Source organism: Jiangella mangrovi (assembly GCF_014204975.1).
Taxonomy (GTDB): Bacteria; Actinomycetota; Actinomycetes; order Jiangellales; family Jiangellaceae; genus Jiangella; species Jiangella mangrovi.
This window is the reverse complement of record NZ_JACHMM010000001.1, coordinates 5,754,548-5,774,088: the sequence shown is the minus strand read 5'-3', so window position 1 is coordinate 5,774,088 and position 19,541 is coordinate 5,754,548. Positions and strand designations below refer to the sequence as shown.

The window sequence follows — 19,541 nt, the reverse complement described above, 5'->3', positions numbered from 1 at the left end:
CACGGTACCGGGGTGATGAGGTTCGGCGTGTGGGTGCTGACGTGGGTCGGGCCCCTGCTGTCTCGATTGTCGAGGGCGCGGCGGCGCGCCTCAAGTCTGCGCCCTCTGTGGTGCAGCTTCGTGGGTGCTTCCGGGGCTTGGACTTGACCCGCGCCGCCGCGCCCTCGCCTTTCACAGCACCAGGGCCCCTCCCCAAAATGGACCCGGCCCTTGGTGACGCTGTGCTCCTGTTCCGCTGGCCGCTACCTGTCTCACTGTGGTCTTGGCGACCGGTCCCGCCGTGGGCGGCGGTCGCGCCGGCCGCTCACTGTTGATCATGGGGGAATCGGGGTTCCGTCGCGCTGGAAGCCCGGGTTCTCCATGATCATCAAGGATCGACCACGTCAGGGTGTGGTGAATCCTTGATGATCATGAGGGAGTGGCGTGGAGGAGCATGATCATCATCCTTTTGTGCTGTCCTGACGTCGCAAAAGGTTGATGATCAAGGGGCGCGATGTGAGCCGGTTTGCGGGGCGTTGGCGTCAGCGGGCGAAGGAGTAGCGCGCCTCGAAGAGCAGCCGGACGACGGCCTCTTGGCGCTCGTCGTCGAGGCGGAAGATCGGCACCGAGATGCTGATGGCGTCGTGCGTCGGCGCGCGCTGGGGGAGTGCGATGGCGAAGCAGCGCAGCCCCTGCGTCGTCTCTTCGTCGTCGATGGAGTAGCCGCGGACCCGGGCCCGGCGGATGTCCTTGATGAGCAGGTCGGGGTCGGTGATCGTCTTCTCGGTCGCGGCCTCGAGCTTCTCGGGCATGCGGGCGGCGATCTCTTCGTCGGTCAGCGTGGCGAGCAGGCACTTGCCCAGCGCCGTGGAGTACGCCGAGAGCCGCCGGCCGACCGCCGAGAACATGCGCAGCGGGTGCACGGACTCGCGTTTGGCCATGTAGACGACGCTGTCGCCCTCGAGCCGGCCGAGGTGCACCGTCTCGCCGGTGTTGGCGGCGAGGGTGTCGAGGATGGGGCTGGTGCGGGCCACGACGTCGTCGCCGTCCACGTACGCGGACCCCACGAGCAGGGCGTGGACCCCCAGGCCGTACTGCTTGCCGGTGGCGTCGAGCTCGAGCCAGCCGTAGTGCTGCATGGTCCGCAGCAGCGCGTGCATGCTGCTCTTCGGGACGCCCAGCTGGTCGGCGAGGTCGCGCATCGACTGCGGGCCCGTGGAGGCGAGCACGTCGAGCACCTCGAGCACGCGACCGGCCGACTTCACGGGCTGGAAGTCGCCGTCGTCGCTGCCCTCGGTGTCGGGGTGGTCGTCCATCTCATCGGCCCTCATCACAGACAAAGCTAGCAGACCCATCCTTGACAGGTCATTCACATCCTGGTTGAGTGCGGTCGCAAATGAGGACAGCGGTCCGCATATGTGAACCTAAGGCGCCGCCGTCCCACCCGTCTCGCCGATTCGACGTTCGATGGGAGAGCACATGATGGAGGTCCGCCAGGCGACCGCGCCAGCGTCGGTCGAGACGGCCACCAACGCCGAGCTGCGGGAGCGCTACCTCGTCGACGGCCTGTTCGCCACCGGTGAGGTGCGCGCGGTCTACACGCACGAGGATCGCATGGTCCTCGGCGGCGCGGTGCCGGCCGGAGCCGAGGCGCTGCCCCTGCCGGCCTTCGACCCGCTCCGCGCGGCGCACTTCCTCGAACGGCGCGAGCTCGGCGTCGTCAACGTCGGCGACGTCGCCGGCGAGCTGCTGGTCGACGACCAGCCGCACGAGCTGGGCCCGCTCGACGGCGCCTACGTCGGCCTCGGCCGGCGGGTCGCGTTCCGCGGCGACGGCGCCCGGTTCTACCTGGTCTCCGCCGCCGCGCACGCCGACCACGGCGTCGCCGTCTTCCGCCGGGCCGAGGTCGAGCCGGTCGAGCTGGGCGAGCAGCGCGGCGCCAGCGTCCGCAGCCTGTACCGCTACGTGTGGGGTCCCGGCGGGCACCCGTCGTGCCAGCTGCAGCTCGGCGTCACCGTCATCGCCGACGGGTCGGTGTGGAACACCATGCCGCCGCACCGCCACGACCGCCGCACCGAGGTCTACCTCTACACGCACCTCGCCGACGGCGCCCGCGTCCTGCACGTCATGGGCGAGCCGGACCGCACCCGGCACCTGTGGGTCGCCGACGGCGAGGCGGTCATCTCACCGTCGTGGTCGGTCCACGCCGGCGCGGGCACCGGGTCGTACGCGTTCGTCTGGGCCATGGCCGGCGAGAACACCGACTACGGCGACCTCGACCCCGTCGCGCTGGAGGCCCTGTGAGCACCGACGGCCGCCAGGCCGTCCCGCAGGCAGCCGCCCAGCCCGCCCCACAGCCCGCCGACCTGCAGGCGTTCTCGCTGGTCGGGCGGACGGCGCTGGTCACCGGCGTGAGCCGGGGGATCGGCCGGGCGATCGCGATGGGTCTCGCCGTCGCGGGCGCCGACCTCGTCCTCGCCGGGCGGTCCGGCAGCCTCGACGCCACCAAGGAGGCGGTCGAGGAGCTGGGCCGGACGGCGACGACGATCGACGTGGACCTGGCACACCCGGAGGTCATCGCGAGCGGCGCACTGGACGACCAGCTGCCGGCCGACGTCGACATCCTGGTGAACAACGCCGGGGTGATCCACCGCGAGGAGGCGCTGACGGTCGACGCGGACTCCTGGAACCGGGTGCTCGACGTCAACCTGACGTCGTTGTTCTTCCTGACCCAGCGGGTCGCCGGGCCGATGGTCGCCCGCGGCAGCGGCAAGGTCATCAACGTCGCCAGCCTGCTCTCGTTCGAGGGCGGCATCGGGGTGTCGTCGTACGCGGCGAGCAAGCACGCCGTCGCCGGCGTCACCCGCGCCCTGTCCAACGAGTGGGCGCCGCGCGGGGTGCAGGTCAACGCCATCGCGCCCGGCTACATCGTCACGGACAACACGGCCCGGCTCCGCACCGACCCGGCGCGGGCGACGAGCATCGGCGACCGCATCCCCGCGGGTCGCTGGGGCCTGCCGTCCGACCTCGTCGGCGCCGCGGTCTTCCTGGCGTCCAGCGCCTCCGACTACGTGACGGGACACGTCCTGCTCGTGGACGGGGGCTGGAGCGCCCGATAGGTCAGCGCACCGCAGACAGGACTACGCAGCCCGCGACCGCGGACTGTGCGAAGCGGAGAGGGAACTTCAATGAGGAAACCCACACGTCAGCGACTGGCGGTCCTCACCGGCGTCCTCGCCGGCGGCCTCCTGCTCACCGCCTGTGCCGATGACGGCGGCACCTCCAGCGCGTCGGGTGACGGCGGCGCCTGCAGCCCCGAGGACGTCACCCTGATCGGCCAGGTCCGCAACCAGACCAACCCGTACGAGGCGGCGTGGCTCAGCGGCGGCGACGAGTTCGCCGAGTCCGTCGGTCTCGAGCAGCAGCACCTGACCTACGACGGCGACTCGCAGCGCCAGCAGGAGCAGATCCGCCAGGCCCTCGCGGGCAGCGGCATGGAGTGCGCCGTGCTGAACGTGCTGCCCAACGGCGACTCCGACACCGCCCCGATCGTCGCGGCCGCGAACGAGGCCGGCGCCTACCTCGTCACCCAGTGGAACAAGCCGGCCGACCTCAACCCGTGGGACGGCTACGACCGCTGGGTCTCGCACATCACCTACGACGGCGAGGAGTCCGGCTATCTCATCGCGAAGGCGCTGTTCGAGTCAATGGGCGGCAGCGGCGGCGTCATCGCGCTGCAGGGCATCCTCGACACGTCCGCCGCGCAGGACCGCTTCGCCGGCCTGCAGCGGGCGCTGTCCGAGCACCCGGAGATCGAGCTGCTGGACGAGCAGACCGCCGGGTTCGACCGGGCCGAGGCGCTCAACGTCACCCGGACATTGCTGACCGCGCACGGCGAGCACGTGGGCGGCGTCTGGGCGGCCAACGACGACATGGCGCTCGGCGCGATGCAGGCGCTCGAGGCGGCCGGGGCGACGGGCGTCGGCGTTGTCGGCATCGACGCGGTCCCGGAGGCGATCGCCGCGATCGAGGCGGGGACCATGACGGCGACGGTGTCCAGCGACGGCCCGTGGCAGGGCGCGATCGGCCTGGCCATGGGGTACTGCGCCGCGACTGGCGAGCTCGACGTGGCCGACGTGGCCAACGATGACCGCGCGTTCTTCGCCGAGCAGTTCCTCATCGACCAGACGAACGCCGCCGAGTTCGCTGAGCCGGAGCTGAACCTCGACGACGTCGACTGCGCCAACCTCTTCACCCGCGCCACGGGCCCGATCGGCTGATGACCTCGCCAGACACGGCGCGGCCGCGCGCCACCGACGCCGCCGGACCGGCCCCGCCCCAGGGACCGGCCCCGGCGGCGGCCGGGCGAACGCCGTCGCGCCCCCGCCTGCCCTGGCGCCCGAGCGGCACCGACGCCGTCCAGACCACGGCGTCGCTCGCCGCCCTCGTGCTGATGATCCTGGTGTTCTCGGTCCTCGACGCGCAGTTCCGCACCTGGGGCAACCTGGTGGCCGTGGTCGACGCGGCCGCCGTGCTGGCCGTCGTCACCGTCGGGCTCACCTTCGTGCTGCTGCTCGGCGCGATCGACCTGTCCGTCGAGGGCGTGATCGGCGCGTGCGCGCTCACCGTCGCGCTGCTGGTCGCGAACTCGCGGACGGGGCTGGACCTCGGGGTACTCGGGGTCGTCGCGACGGTCGCGCTGGGGGCGGCGTTCGGGCTGCTCAGCGGCCTGTTGTCGACCCGGCTGCGGATCCCGTCGTTCCTGACGACGCTCGGCGTGTACGCGATCGGGCTCGGTGTGGCGACCATCCTGTTCTCCGGCGAGCGGCCGATCGTCGGGGACCCGTGGCTGAGCGGCTGGGCGTCGTCGAAGTTCCTCGGGTTCGCCGTGGCGAGCTGGGTGGCGGCGGGCGCGATCCTCGTCGGCTGGCTGATCCAGCGCTACACCCGGGTCGGGCGCTACGCGTACGCGATCGGCGGCGCCGAGGACATCACTCGGCTGTCCGGCGTGCCCGTGGCGCGCTTCAAGACCGCCGCGTTCGCCGTCGCCGGCGCCTTCTACGGGCTGGGTGCCGTCATGGCGACCTCTCAGCTGGGCTCCGGCGTCGTCACGGCCGGCAGCGGGCTGAACTTCTCCGCCATCGCCGCGGCGGTGATCGGCGGGACGCTGCTGGTCGGCGGGCGCGGCGGCGTGCTGCAGTCGATGATCGGCGTGCTCGTGCTCACCGTCCTGCAGAACGGGCTGATCCTCGCGGGCGTCAGCCCATACGCCCAGCAGGCGGTTCAGGGCGTCATCGTCGTGGTCGCCGTCGCCGCCGCGACGTGGCCCGTCCGGCACCGGCTGGGGGTGGTGAAATGACGGCGTCCGCTGCGGCTCCCGTCCTCGCCGTCGAGGGCCTGACCAAGCGGTACCCGGGTGTCACGGCGCTCGACGGCATGAGCTTCGAGGTCCGCCCGCACGAGGTCGTCGGCCTCATCGGCGAGAACGGTGCGGGCAAGTCGACGCTGCTGAAGTCGCTGGTCGGACTGGTGACCCCGGACGCGGGCACCATCCGGGTCGGCGGCGAGGCGGTGCGCCTGCGCGGCGTGGCGCACGCCGGCTCCGTCGGCATCGGCATGGTCTTCCAGGAGCAGTCGCTGGTGCCGAACCTCACCGTCGCCGAGAACATCCTGCTCGGTGCCGAGCGGTCCGCCGTCCGCGCGGGCTTCTACCGCTGGCGCGCGATGAAGGCGCTGGCACAGGAGCAGCTGGACAAGATCGGCTCGCGGATCGACCCCGGCGCCCGGACCGACACGCTGACGTTCGCGCAGCGGCAGATGGTCGAGGTCGCCAAGGTTCTCACCATCGAAGAGCGGATCACCGGTGAGCCGGTCGTGCTGCTCGACGAGCCGACCAGTGTGCTCGAGCGCGACGAGATCGCGACGCTGTTCGCGCAGATCGAGCGGCTGCGACGGCGGGCGTCGGTGGTGTTCGTGTCGCACCGCCTCGACGAGGTGCTCGAGGTCTCCGACCGCGTCTACGTCCTGCGCAACGGCCAGGTCGTCGCCGAGGTCGACCCGTCGACGGTGGACGCGACCGACCTGCACCACCTGCTGATCGGCCGCGAGTCAGGCGGCAGCCACTACCACGACGAGAAGCAGAAGGAGTGCGACGGCGCCCCCGTGCGGCTGCGGGTCTCGGACCTCTCCACGGCGGGGTGCGACGGCGTCAGCTTCGAGATCCGCGCGGGTGAGGTCCTGGGCGTCGCCGGCGTCCAGGGCTCCGGGCGCGAGGACGTCTGCCGGGCGCTGTTCGGGGCGATCCGGTCGTCGGGTGGTCGCGTGACCCTCGATGACCAGCCGTTCCGGCTCGGCTCGCCGCGCTCGGCCGTGCGCTCCGGCGTCGGCTACGTCCCGTCCGAGCGGCGCACCGACGGCATCGTCCCGCCGATGTCGGTGGCCGAGAACCTGTCCATGGCGCACGTCGGCGAGGTGTGCACGGGCCCGGTCCTGCAGGCCAAGCGCGAGCGCGGCCTCGTCGAGCACTGGGTGCGGCGGCTCGGCATCAAGACACCGTCGCCCGAGACCGCCATCGGCACGCTGTCCGGCGGCAACCAGCAGAAGGTCGTGCTCGCGCGGTGGATGATCGACGACGACCTCCGGCTGCTGATCCTCGACCACCCGACCCGCGGCCTCGACGTCGGCGCCAAGTCCGACGTCTACGCCCTGATCAGGGACCTGGCCGCGGCCGGGTGCGCGGTGCTGCTGCTCTCGGACACGCTCGAGGAGATGATCGCGCTCAGCCACCGCGTCGTCGTCATGAAGGACGGCGTGGTCGTGACGACCGTCGAGACCCCGAAGGGCGCCAAGCCGGACCCCGTCGTGATCCTCGAGGAGATGGTATGAGCACCGACATCGCGCCCGAGGTCACTCCCTCTGCGGGCAAGGCGCCGCAGCCGGACGGGTCGAGCCGGGTGCGGCGCGAGCTGGTCCGGTTCATGCCGCTGATCATCCTCGCCGTCCTGCTGGTCCTGCTCTCGCTGCGCAACCCGGACCTGCTGACCCAGCGCAGCCTCACCACCATGGCCGACTCCGCTGCGCCGCTGATGGTGCTGGCCGTCGGCATCACGGTGGTGATCATGTGCGGCGGCATCGACCTGTCCATCGGGGCGCTGGCGTCGTTCGCGTCGGTGCTGACGGCGTTGTGGGTGCCGTCGATGTCCGGAGCGGTGGTGGTGCCGGTCGTCCTGGTGTGCGCGCTGGCCGGGGTGGTGCAGGGCTGGATCCACGTGGCCGCGCGGGTGCCGTCGTTCATCGTCACCCTCGGCGGGATGTCGCTGTGGACCGGGCTGGCGCTCGCGTTCTCCGGCGCCAGCACCGTCGCGGTCACCGACATCGCGGCGCTGCGCTGGGCGTTCACCCGCATCGGCGGCACTGTGCCGAGCGCGCTGGTGATCGCGCTCGTGGTCGTGGCCGTGCTCGGCGCGGTCATGAGGTTCACCCCGTTCGGCCGGTGGGTCGCCTCCGTCGGCCACGCGGAGCCCGCCGCCCGGCTGGCCGGACTGCCGGTGAGCGCGGTGAAGATCGCCGCGTTTGGCGTGTCCGGCGCGTGCGCGGGGCTGGCCGGCGTGCTGCTGGTGGCCCGCACGTTCAGCGGCGCCCCGACGCTCGGCGAGAGCCTGCTGCTGCCGGCGGTCGCGGCGGTCATCGTCGGCGGGACGGCGATCACCGGCGGCCACGGCGGGCTGTTCCGGACCGTCGTCGGCGCGCTGATCGTGGTGCTGCTGCGCACCGGGCTCTCGCTCATCGGCGTCGACGCCGGCTTCGAACCGATCTTCTACGGCGTGCTGATCATCATCGCGGTCAGCGTGACGATCGACCGTTCCAAGGTGGCGGTCCTGAAATGAGAGGCCCTTCTCGATGACGACGACTGACGCGACCCTCCTGCCCTCGGTCTCCGAGTTCATCTCCGCCGAGCGCCCGTTGCTGATCGGGGACACCTGGTCGGCGGCCGCCTCCGGGCAGACCTTCGAGACCCTGGACCCGTCGACCGGCGCCCTGCTGGCCCGCGTCGCCCGCGGCGGCGACGAGGACGTCGACCGTGCGGTGGCGGCCGCGCGGGCCGCCTTCGAGCCGGGGTCGGCCTGGCGTTCTACGACGCCGCGGCAGCGGGCGCGGCTGCTCTGGCGGATGGCCGAGCTGATCGACACGCACGCCGACGAGCTGGCGCAGCTCGAGACGCTGGACAACGGCAAGCCGTTCACCGGGGCGCGTGACGGTGACGTCGCGACCGCCGCCGAGCTGTTCCGCTACTTCGCCGGCTGGGCGACGAAGATCGAGGGCACCACCATCCCGATGTCGGCCGACCAGCCGTACTTCGCCTACACCGTGCGCGAGCCGGTCGGCGTCGTCGCCGGGATCGTGCCGTGGAACTTCCCGCTGCTCATGGCCTGCTTCAAGGTGATCCCCGCGGTCACCGCAGGCAACACCGTCGTGCTCAAGCCGGCCGAGCAGACCCCGCTGTCCGCGCTGCGGCTGGGGGAGCTGTTCCTCGAGGCCGGCTTCCCGCCCGGCGTGCTCAACGTCGTGACGGGGTTCGGCGAGGCGGGCGCGGCGCTGGTCCGGCACCCGGGTGTGGACAAGGTCGCGTTCACCGGCTCGACCGCCGTCGGCAAGAAAATCGTCGAGGCCGCGGCCGGCAACCTCAAGAAGGTGTCGCTGGAGCTGGGCGGCAAGGCGCCGAACATCATCTTCGCCGACGCCGACCTCGGTGCCGCGATCGTGGGGTCCGCGCACGCGGGCTTCTTCAACCAGGGCCAGTGCTGCGTCAACGGCTCCCGCCTGTACGTCGAGCGGTCGGCGTTCGACGAGGTGGTGTCCGGTGTGGCGGAGATCGCGCGGGGTGTGCGGCTCGGGAACGGCTTCGACCCGGCGACGGACATGGGCCCGCTCATCACGGCCGAGCAGCAGTCGATGGTGCTGGGGTATGTCGAGGGCGGTATCCGGGCCGGTGCGTCTGCGGTGGCGGGCGGTTCGCGCGGGCTGGACGCCGGGTTCTTCATGGAGCCGACGCTGCTCACCGGCGTCGCGGAGGACGCCGAGATCCAGCGCAACGAGGTGTTCGGCCCGGTCGTGACGGCGGTCCCGTTCGACTCCGAGGACGAGGTGTTCCGGCTGGCCAACGACACCCGCTACGGCCTGGCCGCCGGCGTCTGGACCCGCGACGTGGCGCGGGCGCACCGTGCCGGCTCGGCGCTGCGGGCCGGCACCGTCTGGCTCAACACCTGGCACGCGGACGACGTGGTGCTGCCGCGGGGTGGCTTCAAGGAGTCCGGCTGGGGCCGCGAGCTCGGCTCGTTCGGGCTGGACGACTTCACCGAGCTCAAGACCGTCATCACCGCCCTCTGAAAGGACTGGTTCGGATGCCGAGCATCACCGTTCAACTGCTGCGGGGACGGACCGTGGAGCAGAAGCGCGCCTTCGCCGCCGCCGTCACCTCCGCGGCCGTCGCCGAGTTGGGGGCGCGGCCGGGCGACGTCCGGATCGCCTTCGAGCACATCGAGCCCGACGACGTCGCCAACGGTGGCGTCCTGGCGTCGGAGGACGCCTCGCGCTCCGGTGTGCTGTCGAACCTGGGACACGAGTCGGCCGCCCCGGCGACCGAGGCTGCCGCCGTCGCCGACTGACGCTGCCCCCACCTCCTGTTGATCATGGAGAAGGTCGGCTCTGGAGCCCGGCGAGAGGCGACCTTCTCCATGATCAACGTGGTCGGCTGGCCGCCAGCGGGTCGCCGTGGTCGGTCTCGAGGTCGTAGTCGAGGAGGCGGCGGACGGCGGCCCGGGACGCGAGCAGGACGAGCACGAGCAGCGTCACCGAGAAGAAGCCGCCCAGGCTCACGGCGTCGCCGAAGACCAGGTCGACCAGTTCGAGGACGACGAACTTGCTCCCGGCCGCGACCGCCCACAGCGTCAGGCCGGCCACGACCTTCCCGCCCCGCGTCGTCGCCGCGTGGAAGCGGGCGACGATGCGGCCCTTGACGGCGATGACGACCTCGAGGGCGAGCTTGAGCAGCACCGCGGTGAGCAGCGAGAGCGTGAACCCCTCGCTGATGACCGAGGGCACGTACTCGATCGCCAGGTTGAGCACGACGACGTACACGAACAGGTCGACGACGTGGCCCGGGTGCTCGCGGACCCAGCGGCCCGCGGCCCGCCCTGCGGTGATCACAGCGCCATCATGACGCACGTCCCTTGACCACCTGGTTCCAGCGGCCGATTCTGGAATCGAGGTCACCGGGGGGCGTCATGTCCGTGGCACACGTGAACGGCGTGGACATCTACTACGAGCTCCACGGCGCGGGCGTGCCGATGGCGCTGGTGCACGGATCATGGACCGACGCGACCCGGTGGGAGCTCGTCCTGCCGGGTCTGACCGACTCCTTCCAGGTGATGGTCTACGACCGGCGCGGCCACTCGCGAAGCCAGGGCGCCGACGGCCGGGGCAGCGTCGACGAGGACGGCGACGACCTCGCGGGACTGCTCGAGACGCTCGCGCTCGCTCCGGCCCATGTGGTCGCGAACTCCTGGGGCGGCAACGTCGCCCTGCGGCTGGCGTGCCGGCGACCCGAGCTGTTCCGGTCACTGACCTGCCACGAGCCGCCGCTCTGGGGACTGCTCGAGAACGACCCGGACAGCCGGGCGATGCTGGCGTCGAGCAGCGCGAGGCTCGAGGCGGTGGGCGTGCGGATCGCGGCGGGCGACCACGAGGGCGGGGCGCGGATCTTCGTCGACGAGGTCGTGTTCGGCCCCGGGACCTGGGACGGCGAGCTGCCGCCCGAGTTCAGGGAGCTGCTGGTGCGGAACGCGCCCACCTTCCTGGACGAGCTGCGTGATCCCGATCAGCTCTCCGTCGACGAGCACGCGCTGACGACGCTCGAGGTGCCCGTGTGGCTGACGGACGGATCCGCGAGCCCGCCCGTGTTCGCCCGCGTGATCGACCGGCTCGAGGACCTGATCCCCATCGTCGGGCGCGAGACCTTCGAGGGGGCCGGGCACGCGATCCAGAGCACCATGCCCGACACGTGGGTCGCGGCCACGAAGCGGGCGGTCGGCTGGGCCACCGGCCGCCCCGCCGCGGGCGGCCCGCCCTGACTCACCGCCGCGGCTCACCGCCATGCCACGCGCAGCGCCGTCGTCGCCGCGAACGGGTCCAGCCCGCGGTGCGTGACGAGGATCCCCTCGCCCTCGGGGGTCGCCGTGCGCACCGGCGCGCCGCCGCTCACCCAGCGGTTCCAGGCCGCGGCGAAGGCGCGCACGCGACCCGCGTTGACCCCCAGGACCGACGGCACCGCGTGGTAGACGACGGCGTTCGGCGGCGCGTCGCCCGCGAGCCAGTCGCGGCCGGCCCGGCGGAGGGCCGCGTCGTCCGCCGGCAGCCGGTCGACGAGGTAGCGCGGCACCACGTACCGGGGCGAGACCGGCGGCGCGAGCACCTCGTCGACGGCTCCGACGAAGAGCCGGGACGTCTCGGCGTCCGCTCCGGCAAGGACGATGCGATACGTGCCGTCACGCTCGACGGCGGCGGTCACCGCGGCCGCGCCGACCGTCGACAGGCCGGTTTCGTGCAGAGCATCGGCGACGGCGGCCGCGAAGACGAGCGGATCGGGACCGGTCGCCAGCGCAGCCAGGTCGCGCCCGGCGGCGAGCCGAGCGGCACGGATGCGCCGGACCTGGGCGCCGCCGGCGAGGGCGGCGACGACCAGGGTCGCGACGGACGCCGGCCACCACACCGCGGTCAGGGCCAGCGCCGCCAGCAGGACGGCGACGGTGGACGCTGTGGCAACCGCCGCCTGCCGCCATCGGGCCGTTCGCCCGTCACGGCGCACCGGGACGCCCTCCCCGACGGCCCCATGGGATGCCGGCACCAGAGCGGGTGGTCTGCGGTCCGGCAGGACGTCGGCCGGCGCGGACCAGCCGGGCTGCCGGCCGCTCCGCGGGGTCACCCGGATGGTGTGCACGAGCTCGTCGCCGTACGGGGTGCCCACCTTCCAGAGCGCGCGCACCCGGTCCCGGTCCTCGGCCCGGGCCAGCATGAGGGCGTTCTCGGCCGCGAACTCGGCCACCGGCGGCGGCGCGAAGGGGGAGAGCCGGGGGTCGACGTGGCCGACGCCGGCGGCGATCTCGCCGGAGTCCGTCACCGCGAAGTAGCCCTCGTGCTTGCGGACGAACCGGTCCCAGCTGCTCGTCCCGCCGGGATGCTCCTCGGAGACGCAGACGACGGTCCAGGTGTGGGCGACCTTCTCGGGCCAGTCCGGGTCGATGCGCAGCGCCCGGCCGCGGGTCTGCACCACCGCGGTCGGCGTGGTGGCGGTCGTCAGGTCGACGAGCGTGTTGACGCCGCGCGCGTCCCAGCCCTCGCCGAGCAGTGCGCGCGTGCCGACGAGCGCCCGGGTCGCGCCGGTCTCGTAGAAGCGCGTGACCAGCGGCACCCAGTGCCGCGACCGCCAGCGGCCGGTGATGTCGACCGGTCCGTTGGCCTCCGGCGGGACGGCGTCCAGGTCGAGATCCGGTGCGTGCCCGGCGACGAAGTCCACCAGCGTGCGCGCCGTGGCCGCGTCCGTGGCCACGGCCCGTCCGGTGACCATGACGGGGTTCAGGCCGGCGGTCCGGGGGTCGGCCAGCAGGGTCGCGAGCACCATGCGCGCCGAACCCGCCTCGGCGTCGAGGACCCCGCGCAGCCGGGCCGGCAGGGTGGCCGACGCCCGTTCGTGGTCGCACAGCACCAGGGCGCGCAGCCGGCCGCCGAGGTTCGCCGACTCGGCGGCCAGGATCTCGGCCGTGGCGTCGGTGGTCGCCTCGCTCCGGGCGAGCACGCGGTCGACCGGCGAGCGGCCGCGGCGGATCCCGCGCTTCGTGAGCTGGTAGCCGACCCCCGGCAGGGCGGCCCGGATCTCGTCGACGGCGGCCTGGTCGCGCGGCTGGTCCGACGGGAGCAGGCAGGCGGTCACGTAGTCGTGCAGCAGGGTCACCCAGTCCTGCGCGGTGGGGTCGTGGCGGTGCTCCTCGCGCACGACGGCGCCCTTGGGAAGGGCGAGCAGCCCGGCGTGGTGGAAGCGGAGCGCGGCCGCCGCCAGCTCCGGTGCGTCGCCCTCGAACCGCGACCAGGCCACAGCGGGAGCCGCGCTGCCGCCGTCGTCGATGAGGGTCCGTCGTGACACGAAGCGCTCGTCGAGCCAGCTCAGGAAGCCGAAGCTCGCGAAGTCCGGTGCGAGCAGGTCGTTCTGCAGTTCCGCGAAGCGCTCGGCCTGCGCGGCCAGCCACTGCGACTCCGTCGGCGACGGCGAAGTGAACCAGGCCAGCTCGGCGAACGGGGCGAGGTGTCCCTCGCGGACGACCGACGGGATCGACGTGCTGTAGAGCGGCGAGCCGAACAGCCGGTCGACCAGCTCGGCCTGGTCGGCGGTCAGGGTGTTCGGCGGCGTGCCGGTGAGCCCGATGACGTGCGCGCGGGGCAGGTCCTCGAGCAGCTCGGCCAGCAGCCGCCCCCACACCTCGAGCAGATGGTGGCACTCGTCGAGGACGACGGTGATGGGACCGGCGGTCTCGAGCGCCTCGACCAGCGCGCGCCCGTTCTCGTGCAGCCGGTCGCGCAGGGTTCCGGTCCGGGGCCCTGTCGCGCGACCGTGACCCTCCTCGTCGACCTCGGCGTCCGGGTCGAAGGTGGCCAGCGACTGGTAGGTGAGGGCCGTCACGGGCAGCTCGAGGCTGCGGTCCGATCCCGCCGGGATGTGCGACGGCGTGAACTCGCGCCACGCCGCGAGCCACTGCCCCTGGATGGCCGTGTTCGGCCCGAACACGACGATCGGTTGCCCGAGCCGTCGTGCCGCCTCCAGCCCGACGAGCGTCTTGCCGGCCCCGGGCGGCAGGACGACCCAGGCCCGGCGCCGGCCGTTCGCGAATGCTGTGCTGAGGGCGTCGAGGGCGAGCCGCTGATGCTTGCGGAACGGCCGGGGGTACCCGACGTCGCTCCACTGCGCCTGGATGCGTGGGGCCGGGTCCGCATCGCGCATCGGCCCATCATGCCCGAGGCGCACGTCAGTGAGGATGGAGAGATGTCGAGTGAGAAGGCGGACGAACAGCTGGCGGGCATCCACGAGGTCCTCGAGGTCCTGCGGCGAGCGGCGGTCAGGGCCTGGCTGTTCGGAGGATGGGGGCTCGACGCACGGATCGGCCGGATCACCCGCGAGCACGGCGACGTCGAGCTCTGGGTCGAGCGATCGGACAGCGAGCACGCCACCGCGGCCCTCGTCGAGGCGGGCGCCGTCCTGCTGGACACGCAGCCGCCCGAGGAGTCGCGCGAGTTCACCTGGAACGGTGTCGCCTTCAGCACTGCGTACTTCGACGCGCATCCGGACGGCACGTTCCGCCCGCGAGGACGCTGGTCGGACTGGGTGTTCCCCACCGGCTCCTTCGGCGACGTCCCCGGCGAGCTCGGCGGCCGCGCCGTCCCGGCGATGAGCGCCGCCGGGATGCTGGCGATGAAGCAGCAGTTCCCCGGCCTGCGCAACGGCCGGCCGTGGCGGCCGAAGGACGTCCGCGACATCGCCACGTTGCGTGAACTGCTCGCCCGGCAGGGCACGCCGACGGGCGGTGATCGCTGACGGGCGGCAGGACGACCCGGGCACGAGGCGACGGGCGTCAGGCGGCGGGCCGGGTCCCGACCTCGGCGTCGGCCGCGTAGGCGGCGTCGCGTCGAGCCTCGAACCCGGAGAGTCGCTCGCGCAGCGCGGCGGTCACGGCCTCGTAGGCGTCGGAGTTGACCAGCAGGCGAAGCGGCGGGTTCTCGGCCAGTGCCGCCTCGATGGTCGCGTGCGCGACACCGGACTGGCTGGCCGGCATCTCCTCGACCGACAGCGGGCCGACGTCCGCCGGGCCGCCGACGTAGGGGTCGCTGAGCGGCACCCGCTCGGCCGCGTCGTAGAAGGTGGTGCGCACCATGCCCGGCTCGACGAGGATCGTCGTGATGCCGAACGGCTCGACCTCGGCGGCGAAGGACTCGAAGTAGCCCTCGACGCCCCACTTGGTCGCGTGGTAGATCCCGAAGCCCGGGAACGTGATGTGCCCGCCCATGCTCGACATCTGGACGAACACGCCGCCGCCCTGCTCACGCAGGTGAGGGACGACGCGTCGCGCGAGCTGGATGGAGCCGGTGAGGTTGGTGGCGATCGTCCTCTCCACCTGGTCGTCGCTGAGGTCCTCGGCGACTCCCATGACACCGAAGCCGGCGTTGGACACGACGACGTCGATGCGTCCGAGGCCGGCGAACGCCGCTGCCACGGCCGCGTCGAGCTGTGCGTCGTCCGTCACGTCGAGGGCGTGCCGCCACAACCGGTCTCCGTACCGGGCGGCGAGGTCGTCGAGTTGCTCGGGCCGGCGCAGGGTCGCCGCGACGCGGTCGCCGCGGGCGAGGATCTGCTCCGCGAGCTCGCGGCCGATGCCGCGCGAGGCGCCGGTGATGAGCCAGGTCTTCACGGTGTGTCCTTTCTTCGGCTGCTTCCAGCGTCGCTCGGGTGAGCCATGCGCACAAGCGAGAGAAATGCACCGCTCCCATGCGAACTGCTCATGTGTCGAGGTAAGGTCGCGTCCATGGCCGAGCTGACGCTCGCGGGTCTCCGCGTGGTGGCCGAGGTGGCCCAGCGGGGCTCCTTCACGGCCGCCGCCGAGGCCCTCGGCTACACCCAGTCGGCCATCTCGCGGCAGGTGAGCGCCACCGAGGCCGCGGTCCGCACCGCGGTCTTCGACCGGAGGCCTCGCGGGGTGACGCTCACGCCGACCGGCGAGGTGCTGGTCCGGCACGCTCGGCGGGTCCTGAGCCAGCTGGCGGCCGCCGAGCTCGAGATCGCCGGCATCCGCGATCGCGTGGCCGGCCGGCTGGTCGTCGGCGCGTTCCCGCTCGCGGCCGCCCACTGGGTGCCGCGAGCGATCGCCCTCGTGCGCGAACGTCATCCGGCGCTCGTCGTGGATCTCCGCGAGGCCGGCAGCCCGACCCAGCTGCGCTGGCTGCGGGCCGGGCGGATCGAGGTCGCGCTCGTCGCGCGCGGCGACGGCCTGCCGGAGTACGACTTCACCGGCCTGACGACCGAGGCGCTGCCGCCGTCGAGCTACGGCATCGCCGTCAGCGCCGGCCACGCCCTGGCCCAGCGCGTCGACGTCGACACCGTCGACGTCGAGGACATCGCCGACGAGCCGTGGGTGGTGGGCTCCGGCAGCGAGCCCCAGTTCCTCGCCTGGCCGACCCTGCCGGAGCCGCACATCGCCTATCGGGTGGAGAGCTGGCAGACCCGGCTGGGGCTGGTGGCCGCCGGGCTCGCCATCGCGGTCATCCCCGAGAGCGCGGCGGCAACGGTCCCTCGCGGCGTCCGGTGGTTGAAGGTCGACGACCCCGGCCTGAGGGTCGGCAGGGAGGCCGTCGTCGTGACCCATCCGGATCGCAGCCCGGGTGCGGCCGAGTTCAGCCGGGCCCTCCGCGAGGTGACGACGAAGTCGCGCTCATAGACGTCGCGACGGGTGACGTCAGCGCCCGCCGAACGTCTCCAGCAGAATCGCCCGCTCGGCCTCCGTGAGGTTGGTGCTGATCAGGGTGGCGTCCCGTCCATGGAAGCGCTCGCCCAGCCGGTCGACGTCCGCGTCCTCGGTCACCATGAACAGCGCCGAGGTGCCGGGAACGACCTCGGTGCGGATGCGTTCGAGGTCACCCTTGGTGATCCCGGTCCCGTCGGTGGCCTTCGCGAGCGCGCCGATGCCGGCTCCGATGATGGCTCCGGCGACGGGGATCATGAAGAGAGCGCCGCCGAGGATTCCCCACAGCGCACCCCAGCCGGCACCCCGCTTCGTGCTGTCCTGCTTGTGCTCGAGCGCGGGCTTCTCGGCACCTTCCCGCCAGCTCAGCATCGCGTGGTCCACGATCGTCACGACACCATCGGCCTCCGCGGCCTTCAGCGAAGCCGCCGCCCGCGCCGCACCTTCCGGATCCTCGAACTTCCAGACCGTGAACGTGGTCATGGTCCCTCCTCCTCGAACCAGCCGTCTCGCTGTCACGTCGGTCTTGTCGATCAGTCCAGGTCATCGGATGTGGGCGGTCGATCGTCGTCTTCGTCGTCGAGATCGACCAACCACTGCTTCGCCTCGAGAATCTCGTCGGGTTCGAAGACCTTGATCTCGAAACGAGTTACTCGATGATCGGGAACGCCAGCCCAGCTCACGCGGGTGCCGAGGGACTCGTCCGGCGGACGCGACGGGCTGAGTTCGCACCCCGGACGTCTTGACAGCGAACCACCGGCGACGATCGTGGGGAATCACCCCGTTCGGGTGAATGAGATCAGGCTGGGAATTCCATACAGCGGGCTGCTCGACACAGGGTCACTCATGCCTGCACCACCAGTTCGGTGCGGTGCACCCGGTGCTGCAGCGGTTCGCCCCGGACCAGCCTTTCGAGTTCGTCGAGCGCGAGCGTGGTGAGGCGGTGGCACTCGGTGCCCATGGCGCCGGCGATGTGCGGGGTGAGCACGACGTTGGGCAGCCGGTAGAGCGGGGAGTCCGGCGGCAGCGGTTCGGGGTCGGTGACGTCGAGGACGGCGTGCAGCCGGCCGGTCTCGCACTCGGCGGACAGGGCGGCGTGGTCGACCAGCGCGCCGCGGGCGGTGTTGATCAGGGTGGCGCCGTCGTTCATCAGGGCACAGGAGCGGGCGTCGATGAGGTGGTGGGTCTCGGGCAGCGCCGGGGCGTGCAGGGTGACGGTGTCGCTGCGGGTGAGCAGGTCGTCGAGGCCGGCCGGTTCGGCGCCGGCGGCGGTGACGGCCGCCGGGTTGGCGTACGGGTCGGCGACCAGCACCGTCAGGTCGAACGGGCGGAGCAGGTCGACGACGCGGCGCCCGATGCGGGAGAACCCGACGACGCCGACGGTGCGCCGGTAGTTCGACACGCCCGTGATGTCGTGGCGCCAGGCCAGCTCGCCGGGGTGGGTCCGGAACCCGGCGGCGAACGCGTGGGCCCGTTTGCCGGCGGCCAGGATGGCGGCGAGGGTGAACTCGGCGACCGGGACGGCGTTGGCATCGGCCGCGGTGGTGACGGCCAGGTCGCGGTCCCAGCAGGCGTCGGTGACGTGGTGTTTCACGCTGCCGGCGGCGTGCAGGACCGCCCGCAGCCGGGGCGCGGCATCGAGCACCGCGGCCTCCAGCGGCGGGCAGCCCCACGAGGTCAGCAGCACGTCCGTGCTCCCCAGCGCGGCCCGCACCTCGGGCGGGTCGAAGCTCGCGACCGGCCCGGGCAGGACCAGGTCGGCGAGCGCCTCGAGCCGCGACCGCAGCTCGGCGTCGAACAGGTCGCGGTAGGCGGTGTCGGTCATGGCGAGCACGACCCGGACCCGTTCGTCGGCCATGACTGCTCCCTCTCCATACGGCTCGGCGTTCAGGCTCTGACGTCAGCGGGACCGAGGGTACATCCGCAGGACGTGACGTTACGTCGATACCATGACGCGCATGGGTACCCAGAAGGAGATCGCACGCCGTGCCGGGGTCTCGGTCTCCGTCGTGTCCGCCGTCGTCAACGGCACCACGCACACGCGGATGAGCGACGAGACGCGTGCTCGCGTCGAGGCCGTCATCGAGGAACTGGGGTACGTCCCGAACGACGCCGCACGAGCCCTGCGCCGGCAACGCTCGGGGATGATCGCCGTCGTCGTCGAGAAGATCGAGAACCCGATCTACCGCGACATGTTCCACGGGATCTACGACGCCGCGGAGGCGCGCGGGTGGGCGGTCGTGCTGGGCGACGCGCGCTGGATGCGCTCCGGCAGCCACTTCCTCGCGCGCCTGCTGGGGCACGGTTCGATCGACGGCATCATCCTGCGGAGCGAGGGCCTCATCGACGACGAGGTGCTCGCCCACCTGCGAGCCCGGCCCACCCCGGTGATCCTGGTCGAGGGACGACACGGCCCGGATGGCCGATGGCTCGCGATCGACGACGCCGCGGCAGGTCGCGTGGCGACGCAGCACCTGCTCGACCTCGGTCACCGGGACATCGAGTTCGTGGGCGGCGACCGGTGGGTACCGACGATGGAACGGCACCGGGGCTACGCCGACGCGATGCTCGACGCCGGTCTCGAGGCGCGCGACGCGATCCCGACCGGCTACGGGTCCCGGGCGGGCGCCGCGGCCCTCCAGGAGGTCATCGACTCCGGCCGCCGGCCGACGGCGCTCGTGGTCGACAACGTGCTCTCGGCCATCGGGATCCACGCGGCGGCTCACGAGGCGGGTATCTCGATCCCGGGTGACCTGTCCGTGATCGCGATCCACGACGCGGACATCGCCGGGGACGTCCGCCCCGCCCTCACGACCGTGCGCATGCCGATGGCCGAGCTCGGGGCACGCGCCGTCGACGCGATCGCGGCGATCCTGGACGACGAGCCGACGCGGTTCGGCCTCGTCGACGAGCCCGCACCCGTGCTGATCACGCGCGCGAGCACGGCACCGTTGCGGGTTTCGCCGCGCTCCTGGTCACCCTCCTGACGCATGTCGTGCCCGTCAC

General features: G+C 72.4%; 18 protein-coding genes. 12 read left to right on the top strand and 6 right to left on the bottom strand.

Annotated features, from left to right (window positions below):
* Positions 1 to 521 precede the first annotated feature (521 nt).
* Complete coding sequence (locus HD601_RS26780; RefSeq protein WP_184830202.1) at positions 522 to 1,295, bottom strand: IclR family transcriptional regulator; 774 nt, start codon at positions 1,293 to 1,295, stop codon at positions 522 to 524.
* Between the two features lie 163 nt (positions 1,296 to 1,458).
* Here HD601_RS26780 and kduI point away from each other — a divergent pair, with 163 nt between their 5' ends.
* From kduI to HD601_RS26740, 8 genes are all read left to right on the top strand, one after another.
* Positions 1,459 to 2,283 (top strand): 5-dehydro-4-deoxy-D-glucuronate isomerase, encoded by an 825-nt coding sequence (kduI, locus tag HD601_RS26775; protein ID WP_184827124.1) that lies wholly within the window; start codon positions 1,459 to 1,461, stop codon positions 2,281 to 2,283.
* 62 nt (positions 2,284 to 2,345) lie between these two features.
* Complete coding sequence (locus HD601_RS26770) at positions 2,346 to 3,098, top strand: SDR family oxidoreductase (protein ID WP_184830201.1); 753 nt, start codon at positions 2,346 to 2,348, stop codon at positions 3,096 to 3,098.
* 69 nt (positions 3,099 to 3,167) lie between these two features.
* The gene (locus tag HD601_RS26765) at positions 3,168 to 4,259 is read left to right on the top strand and encodes a sugar ABC transporter substrate-binding protein (RefSeq protein ID WP_184827122.1); all 1,092 of its coding nucleotides are present in this window, start codon (positions 3,168 to 3,170) and stop codon (positions 4,257 to 4,259) included.
* Complete coding sequence (locus HD601_RS26760; RefSeq protein ID WP_221441334.1) at positions 4,259 to 5,338, top strand: ABC transporter permease; 1,080 nt, start codon at positions 4,259 to 4,261, stop codon at positions 5,336 to 5,338. Before HD601_RS26765 ends, HD601_RS26760 begins: the two co-directional genes overlap by 1 nt.
* A complete protein-coding gene (locus HD601_RS26755; protein WP_184827120.1) occupies positions 5,335 to 6,864 on the top strand; it encodes a sugar ABC transporter ATP-binding protein in 1,530 nt (509 codons plus the stop codon). Before HD601_RS26760 ends, HD601_RS26755 begins: the two co-directional genes overlap by 4 nt.
* The gene (locus HD601_RS26750; RefSeq protein WP_184827118.1) at positions 6,861 to 7,865 is read left to right on the top strand and encodes an ABC transporter permease; all 1,005 of its coding nucleotides are present in this window, start codon (positions 6,861 to 6,863) and stop codon (positions 7,863 to 7,865) included. The genes HD601_RS26755 and HD601_RS26750 overlap by 4 nt, the downstream gene beginning before the upstream one ends.
* 13 nt (positions 7,866 to 7,878) lie before the next feature.
* On the top strand, positions 7,879 to 9,366 hold the full coding sequence (locus HD601_RS26745; RefSeq protein WP_184827116.1) for an aldehyde dehydrogenase family protein: 1,488 nt from the start codon (positions 7,879 to 7,881) through the stop codon (positions 9,364 to 9,366).
* Positions 9,367 to 9,380: 14 nt separating this feature from the next.
* Entirely contained in the window at positions 9,381 to 9,644 is a 264-nt protein-coding gene (locus tag HD601_RS26740) for a tautomerase family protein (RefSeq protein ID WP_184827114.1), read from the top strand.
* A 73-nt stretch (positions 9,645 to 9,717) separates the two neighbouring features.
* Here HD601_RS26740 and HD601_RS26735 read toward each other — a convergent pair whose 3' ends face one another.
* Positions 9,718 to 10,185, bottom strand: a complete 468-nt coding sequence (locus HD601_RS26735) for a hypothetical protein (protein ID WP_184827111.1) — start codon at positions 10,183 to 10,185, stop codon at positions 9,718 to 9,720.
* Positions 10,186 to 10,262: 77 nt separating this feature from the next.
* On the opposite strand from HD601_RS26735, the gene HD601_RS26730 reads away from it, so the two are divergent.
* Positions 10,263 to 11,108: an alpha/beta fold hydrolase gene (locus tag HD601_RS26730; RefSeq protein ID WP_184827109.1), complete on the top strand. Its 846-nt coding sequence runs from the start codon at positions 10,263 to 10,265 to the stop codon at positions 11,106 to 11,108.
* 14 nt (positions 11,109 to 11,122) lie between these two features.
* On the opposite strand, the gene HD601_RS26725 is transcribed toward HD601_RS26730, so the two are convergent.
* Positions 11,123 to 14,026, bottom strand: coding sequence for a DEAD/DEAH box helicase (locus HD601_RS26725; protein WP_184827107.1), 2,904 nt, complete (start codon positions 14,024 to 14,026; stop codon positions 11,123 to 11,125).
* A 42-nt stretch (positions 14,027 to 14,068) separates the two neighbouring features.
* Between HD601_RS26725 and HD601_RS26720 the strand changes: the two genes are divergently transcribed.
* The gene (locus HD601_RS26720) at positions 14,069 to 14,617 is read left to right on the top strand and encodes a nucleotidyltransferase domain-containing protein (RefSeq protein ID WP_184827105.1); all 549 of its coding nucleotides are present in this window, start codon (positions 14,069 to 14,071) and stop codon (positions 14,615 to 14,617) included.
* Between the two features lie 37 nt (positions 14,618 to 14,654).
* On the opposite strand, the gene HD601_RS26715 is transcribed toward HD601_RS26720, so the two are convergent.
* Entirely contained in the window at positions 14,655 to 15,488 is an 834-nt protein-coding gene (locus HD601_RS26715; RefSeq protein WP_184827103.1) for an SDR family oxidoreductase, read from the bottom strand.
* 114 nt (positions 15,489 to 15,602) lie between these two features.
* Between HD601_RS26715 and HD601_RS26710 the strand changes: the two genes are divergently transcribed.
* Positions 15,603 to 16,511: a LysR family transcriptional regulator gene (locus tag HD601_RS26710; RefSeq protein WP_184827102.1), complete on the top strand. Its 909-nt coding sequence runs from the start codon at positions 15,603 to 15,605 to the stop codon at positions 16,509 to 16,511.
* Positions 16,512 to 16,529: 18 nt separating this feature from the next.
* Here the strand turns inward: HD601_RS26710 and HD601_RS26705 are convergent, their stop codons facing one another.
* Both HD601_RS26705 and HD601_RS26700 read right to left on the bottom strand, forming a co-directional pair.
* Entirely contained in the window at positions 16,530 to 17,018 is a 489-nt protein-coding gene (locus tag HD601_RS26705; RefSeq protein ID WP_184827099.1) for a DUF1269 domain-containing protein, read from the bottom strand.
* 361 nt (positions 17,019 to 17,379) lie between these two features.
* Complete coding sequence (locus HD601_RS26700; RefSeq protein WP_184827097.1) at positions 17,380 to 18,393, bottom strand: hydroxyacid dehydrogenase; 1,014 nt, start codon at positions 18,391 to 18,393, stop codon at positions 17,380 to 17,382.
* Between the two features lie 100 nt (positions 18,394 to 18,493).
* Between HD601_RS26700 and HD601_RS26695 the strand changes: the two genes are divergently transcribed.
* Positions 18,494 to 19,522 carry a LacI family DNA-binding transcriptional regulator gene (locus HD601_RS26695; protein ID WP_184827095.1) on the top strand — a complete coding sequence of 343 codons (1,029 nt, stop codon included), beginning with the start codon at positions 18,494 to 18,496 and terminating at the stop codon, positions 19,520 to 19,522.
* The last annotated feature ends 19 nt before the right edge of the window (positions 19,523 to 19,541 follow it).

What these genes read in the sequence shown, in the direction of transcription:
- HD601_RS26780 (WP_184830202.1), bottom strand. Translation starts at nt 1,295, where the DNA reads ATGGACGACCACCCCGACACCGAGGGCAGCGACGACGGCGACTTCCAG.
- kduI (WP_184827124.1), top strand. Translation starts at nt 1,459, where the DNA reads ATGATGGAGGTCCGCCAGGCGACCGCGCCAGCGTCGGTCGAGACGGCC.
- HD601_RS26765 (WP_184827122.1), top strand. Translation starts at nt 3,168, where the DNA reads ATGAGGAAACCCACACGTCAGCGACTGGCGGTCCTCACCGGCGTCCTC.
- HD601_RS26760 (WP_221441334.1), top strand. Translation starts at nt 4,259, where the DNA reads ATGACCTCGCCAGACACGGCGCGGCCGCGCGCCACCGACGCCGCCGGA.
- HD601_RS26755 (WP_184827120.1), top strand. Translation starts at nt 5,335, where the DNA reads ATGACGGCGTCCGCTGCGGCTCCCGTCCTCGCCGTCGAGGGCCTGACC.
- HD601_RS26750 (WP_184827118.1), top strand. Translation starts at nt 6,861, where the DNA reads ATGAGCACCGACATCGCGCCCGAGGTCACTCCCTCTGCGGGCAAGGCG.
- HD601_RS26745 (WP_184827116.1), top strand. Translation starts at nt 7,879, where the DNA reads ATGACGACGACTGACGCGACCCTCCTGCCCTCGGTCTCCGAGTTCATC.
- HD601_RS26740 (WP_184827114.1), top strand. Translation starts at nt 9,381, where the DNA reads ATGCCGAGCATCACCGTTCAACTGCTGCGGGGACGGACCGTGGAGCAG.
- HD601_RS26730 (WP_184827109.1), top strand. Translation starts at nt 10,263, where the DNA reads ATGTCCGTGGCACACGTGAACGGCGTGGACATCTACTACGAGCTCCAC.
- HD601_RS26725 (WP_184827107.1), bottom strand. Translation starts at nt 14,026, where the DNA reads ATGCGCGATGCGGACCCGGCCCCACGCATCCAGGCGCAGTGGAGCGAC.
- HD601_RS26720 (WP_184827105.1), top strand. Translation starts at nt 14,069, where the DNA reads ATGTCGAGTGAGAAGGCGGACGAACAGCTGGCGGGCATCCACGAGGTC.
- HD601_RS26710 (WP_184827102.1), top strand. Translation starts at nt 15,603, where the DNA reads ATGGCCGAGCTGACGCTCGCGGGTCTCCGCGTGGTGGCCGAGGTGGCC.
- HD601_RS26705 (WP_184827099.1), bottom strand. Translation starts at nt 17,018, where the DNA reads ATGACCACGTTCACGGTCTGGAAGTTCGAGGATCCGGAAGGTGCGGCG.
- HD601_RS26700 (WP_184827097.1), bottom strand. Translation starts at nt 18,393, where the DNA reads ATGGCCGACGAACGGGTCCGGGTCGTGCTCGCCATGACCGACACCGCC.
- HD601_RS26695 (WP_184827095.1), top strand. Translation starts at nt 18,494, where the DNA reads ATGGGTACCCAGAAGGAGATCGCACGCCGTGCCGGGGTCTCGGTCTCC.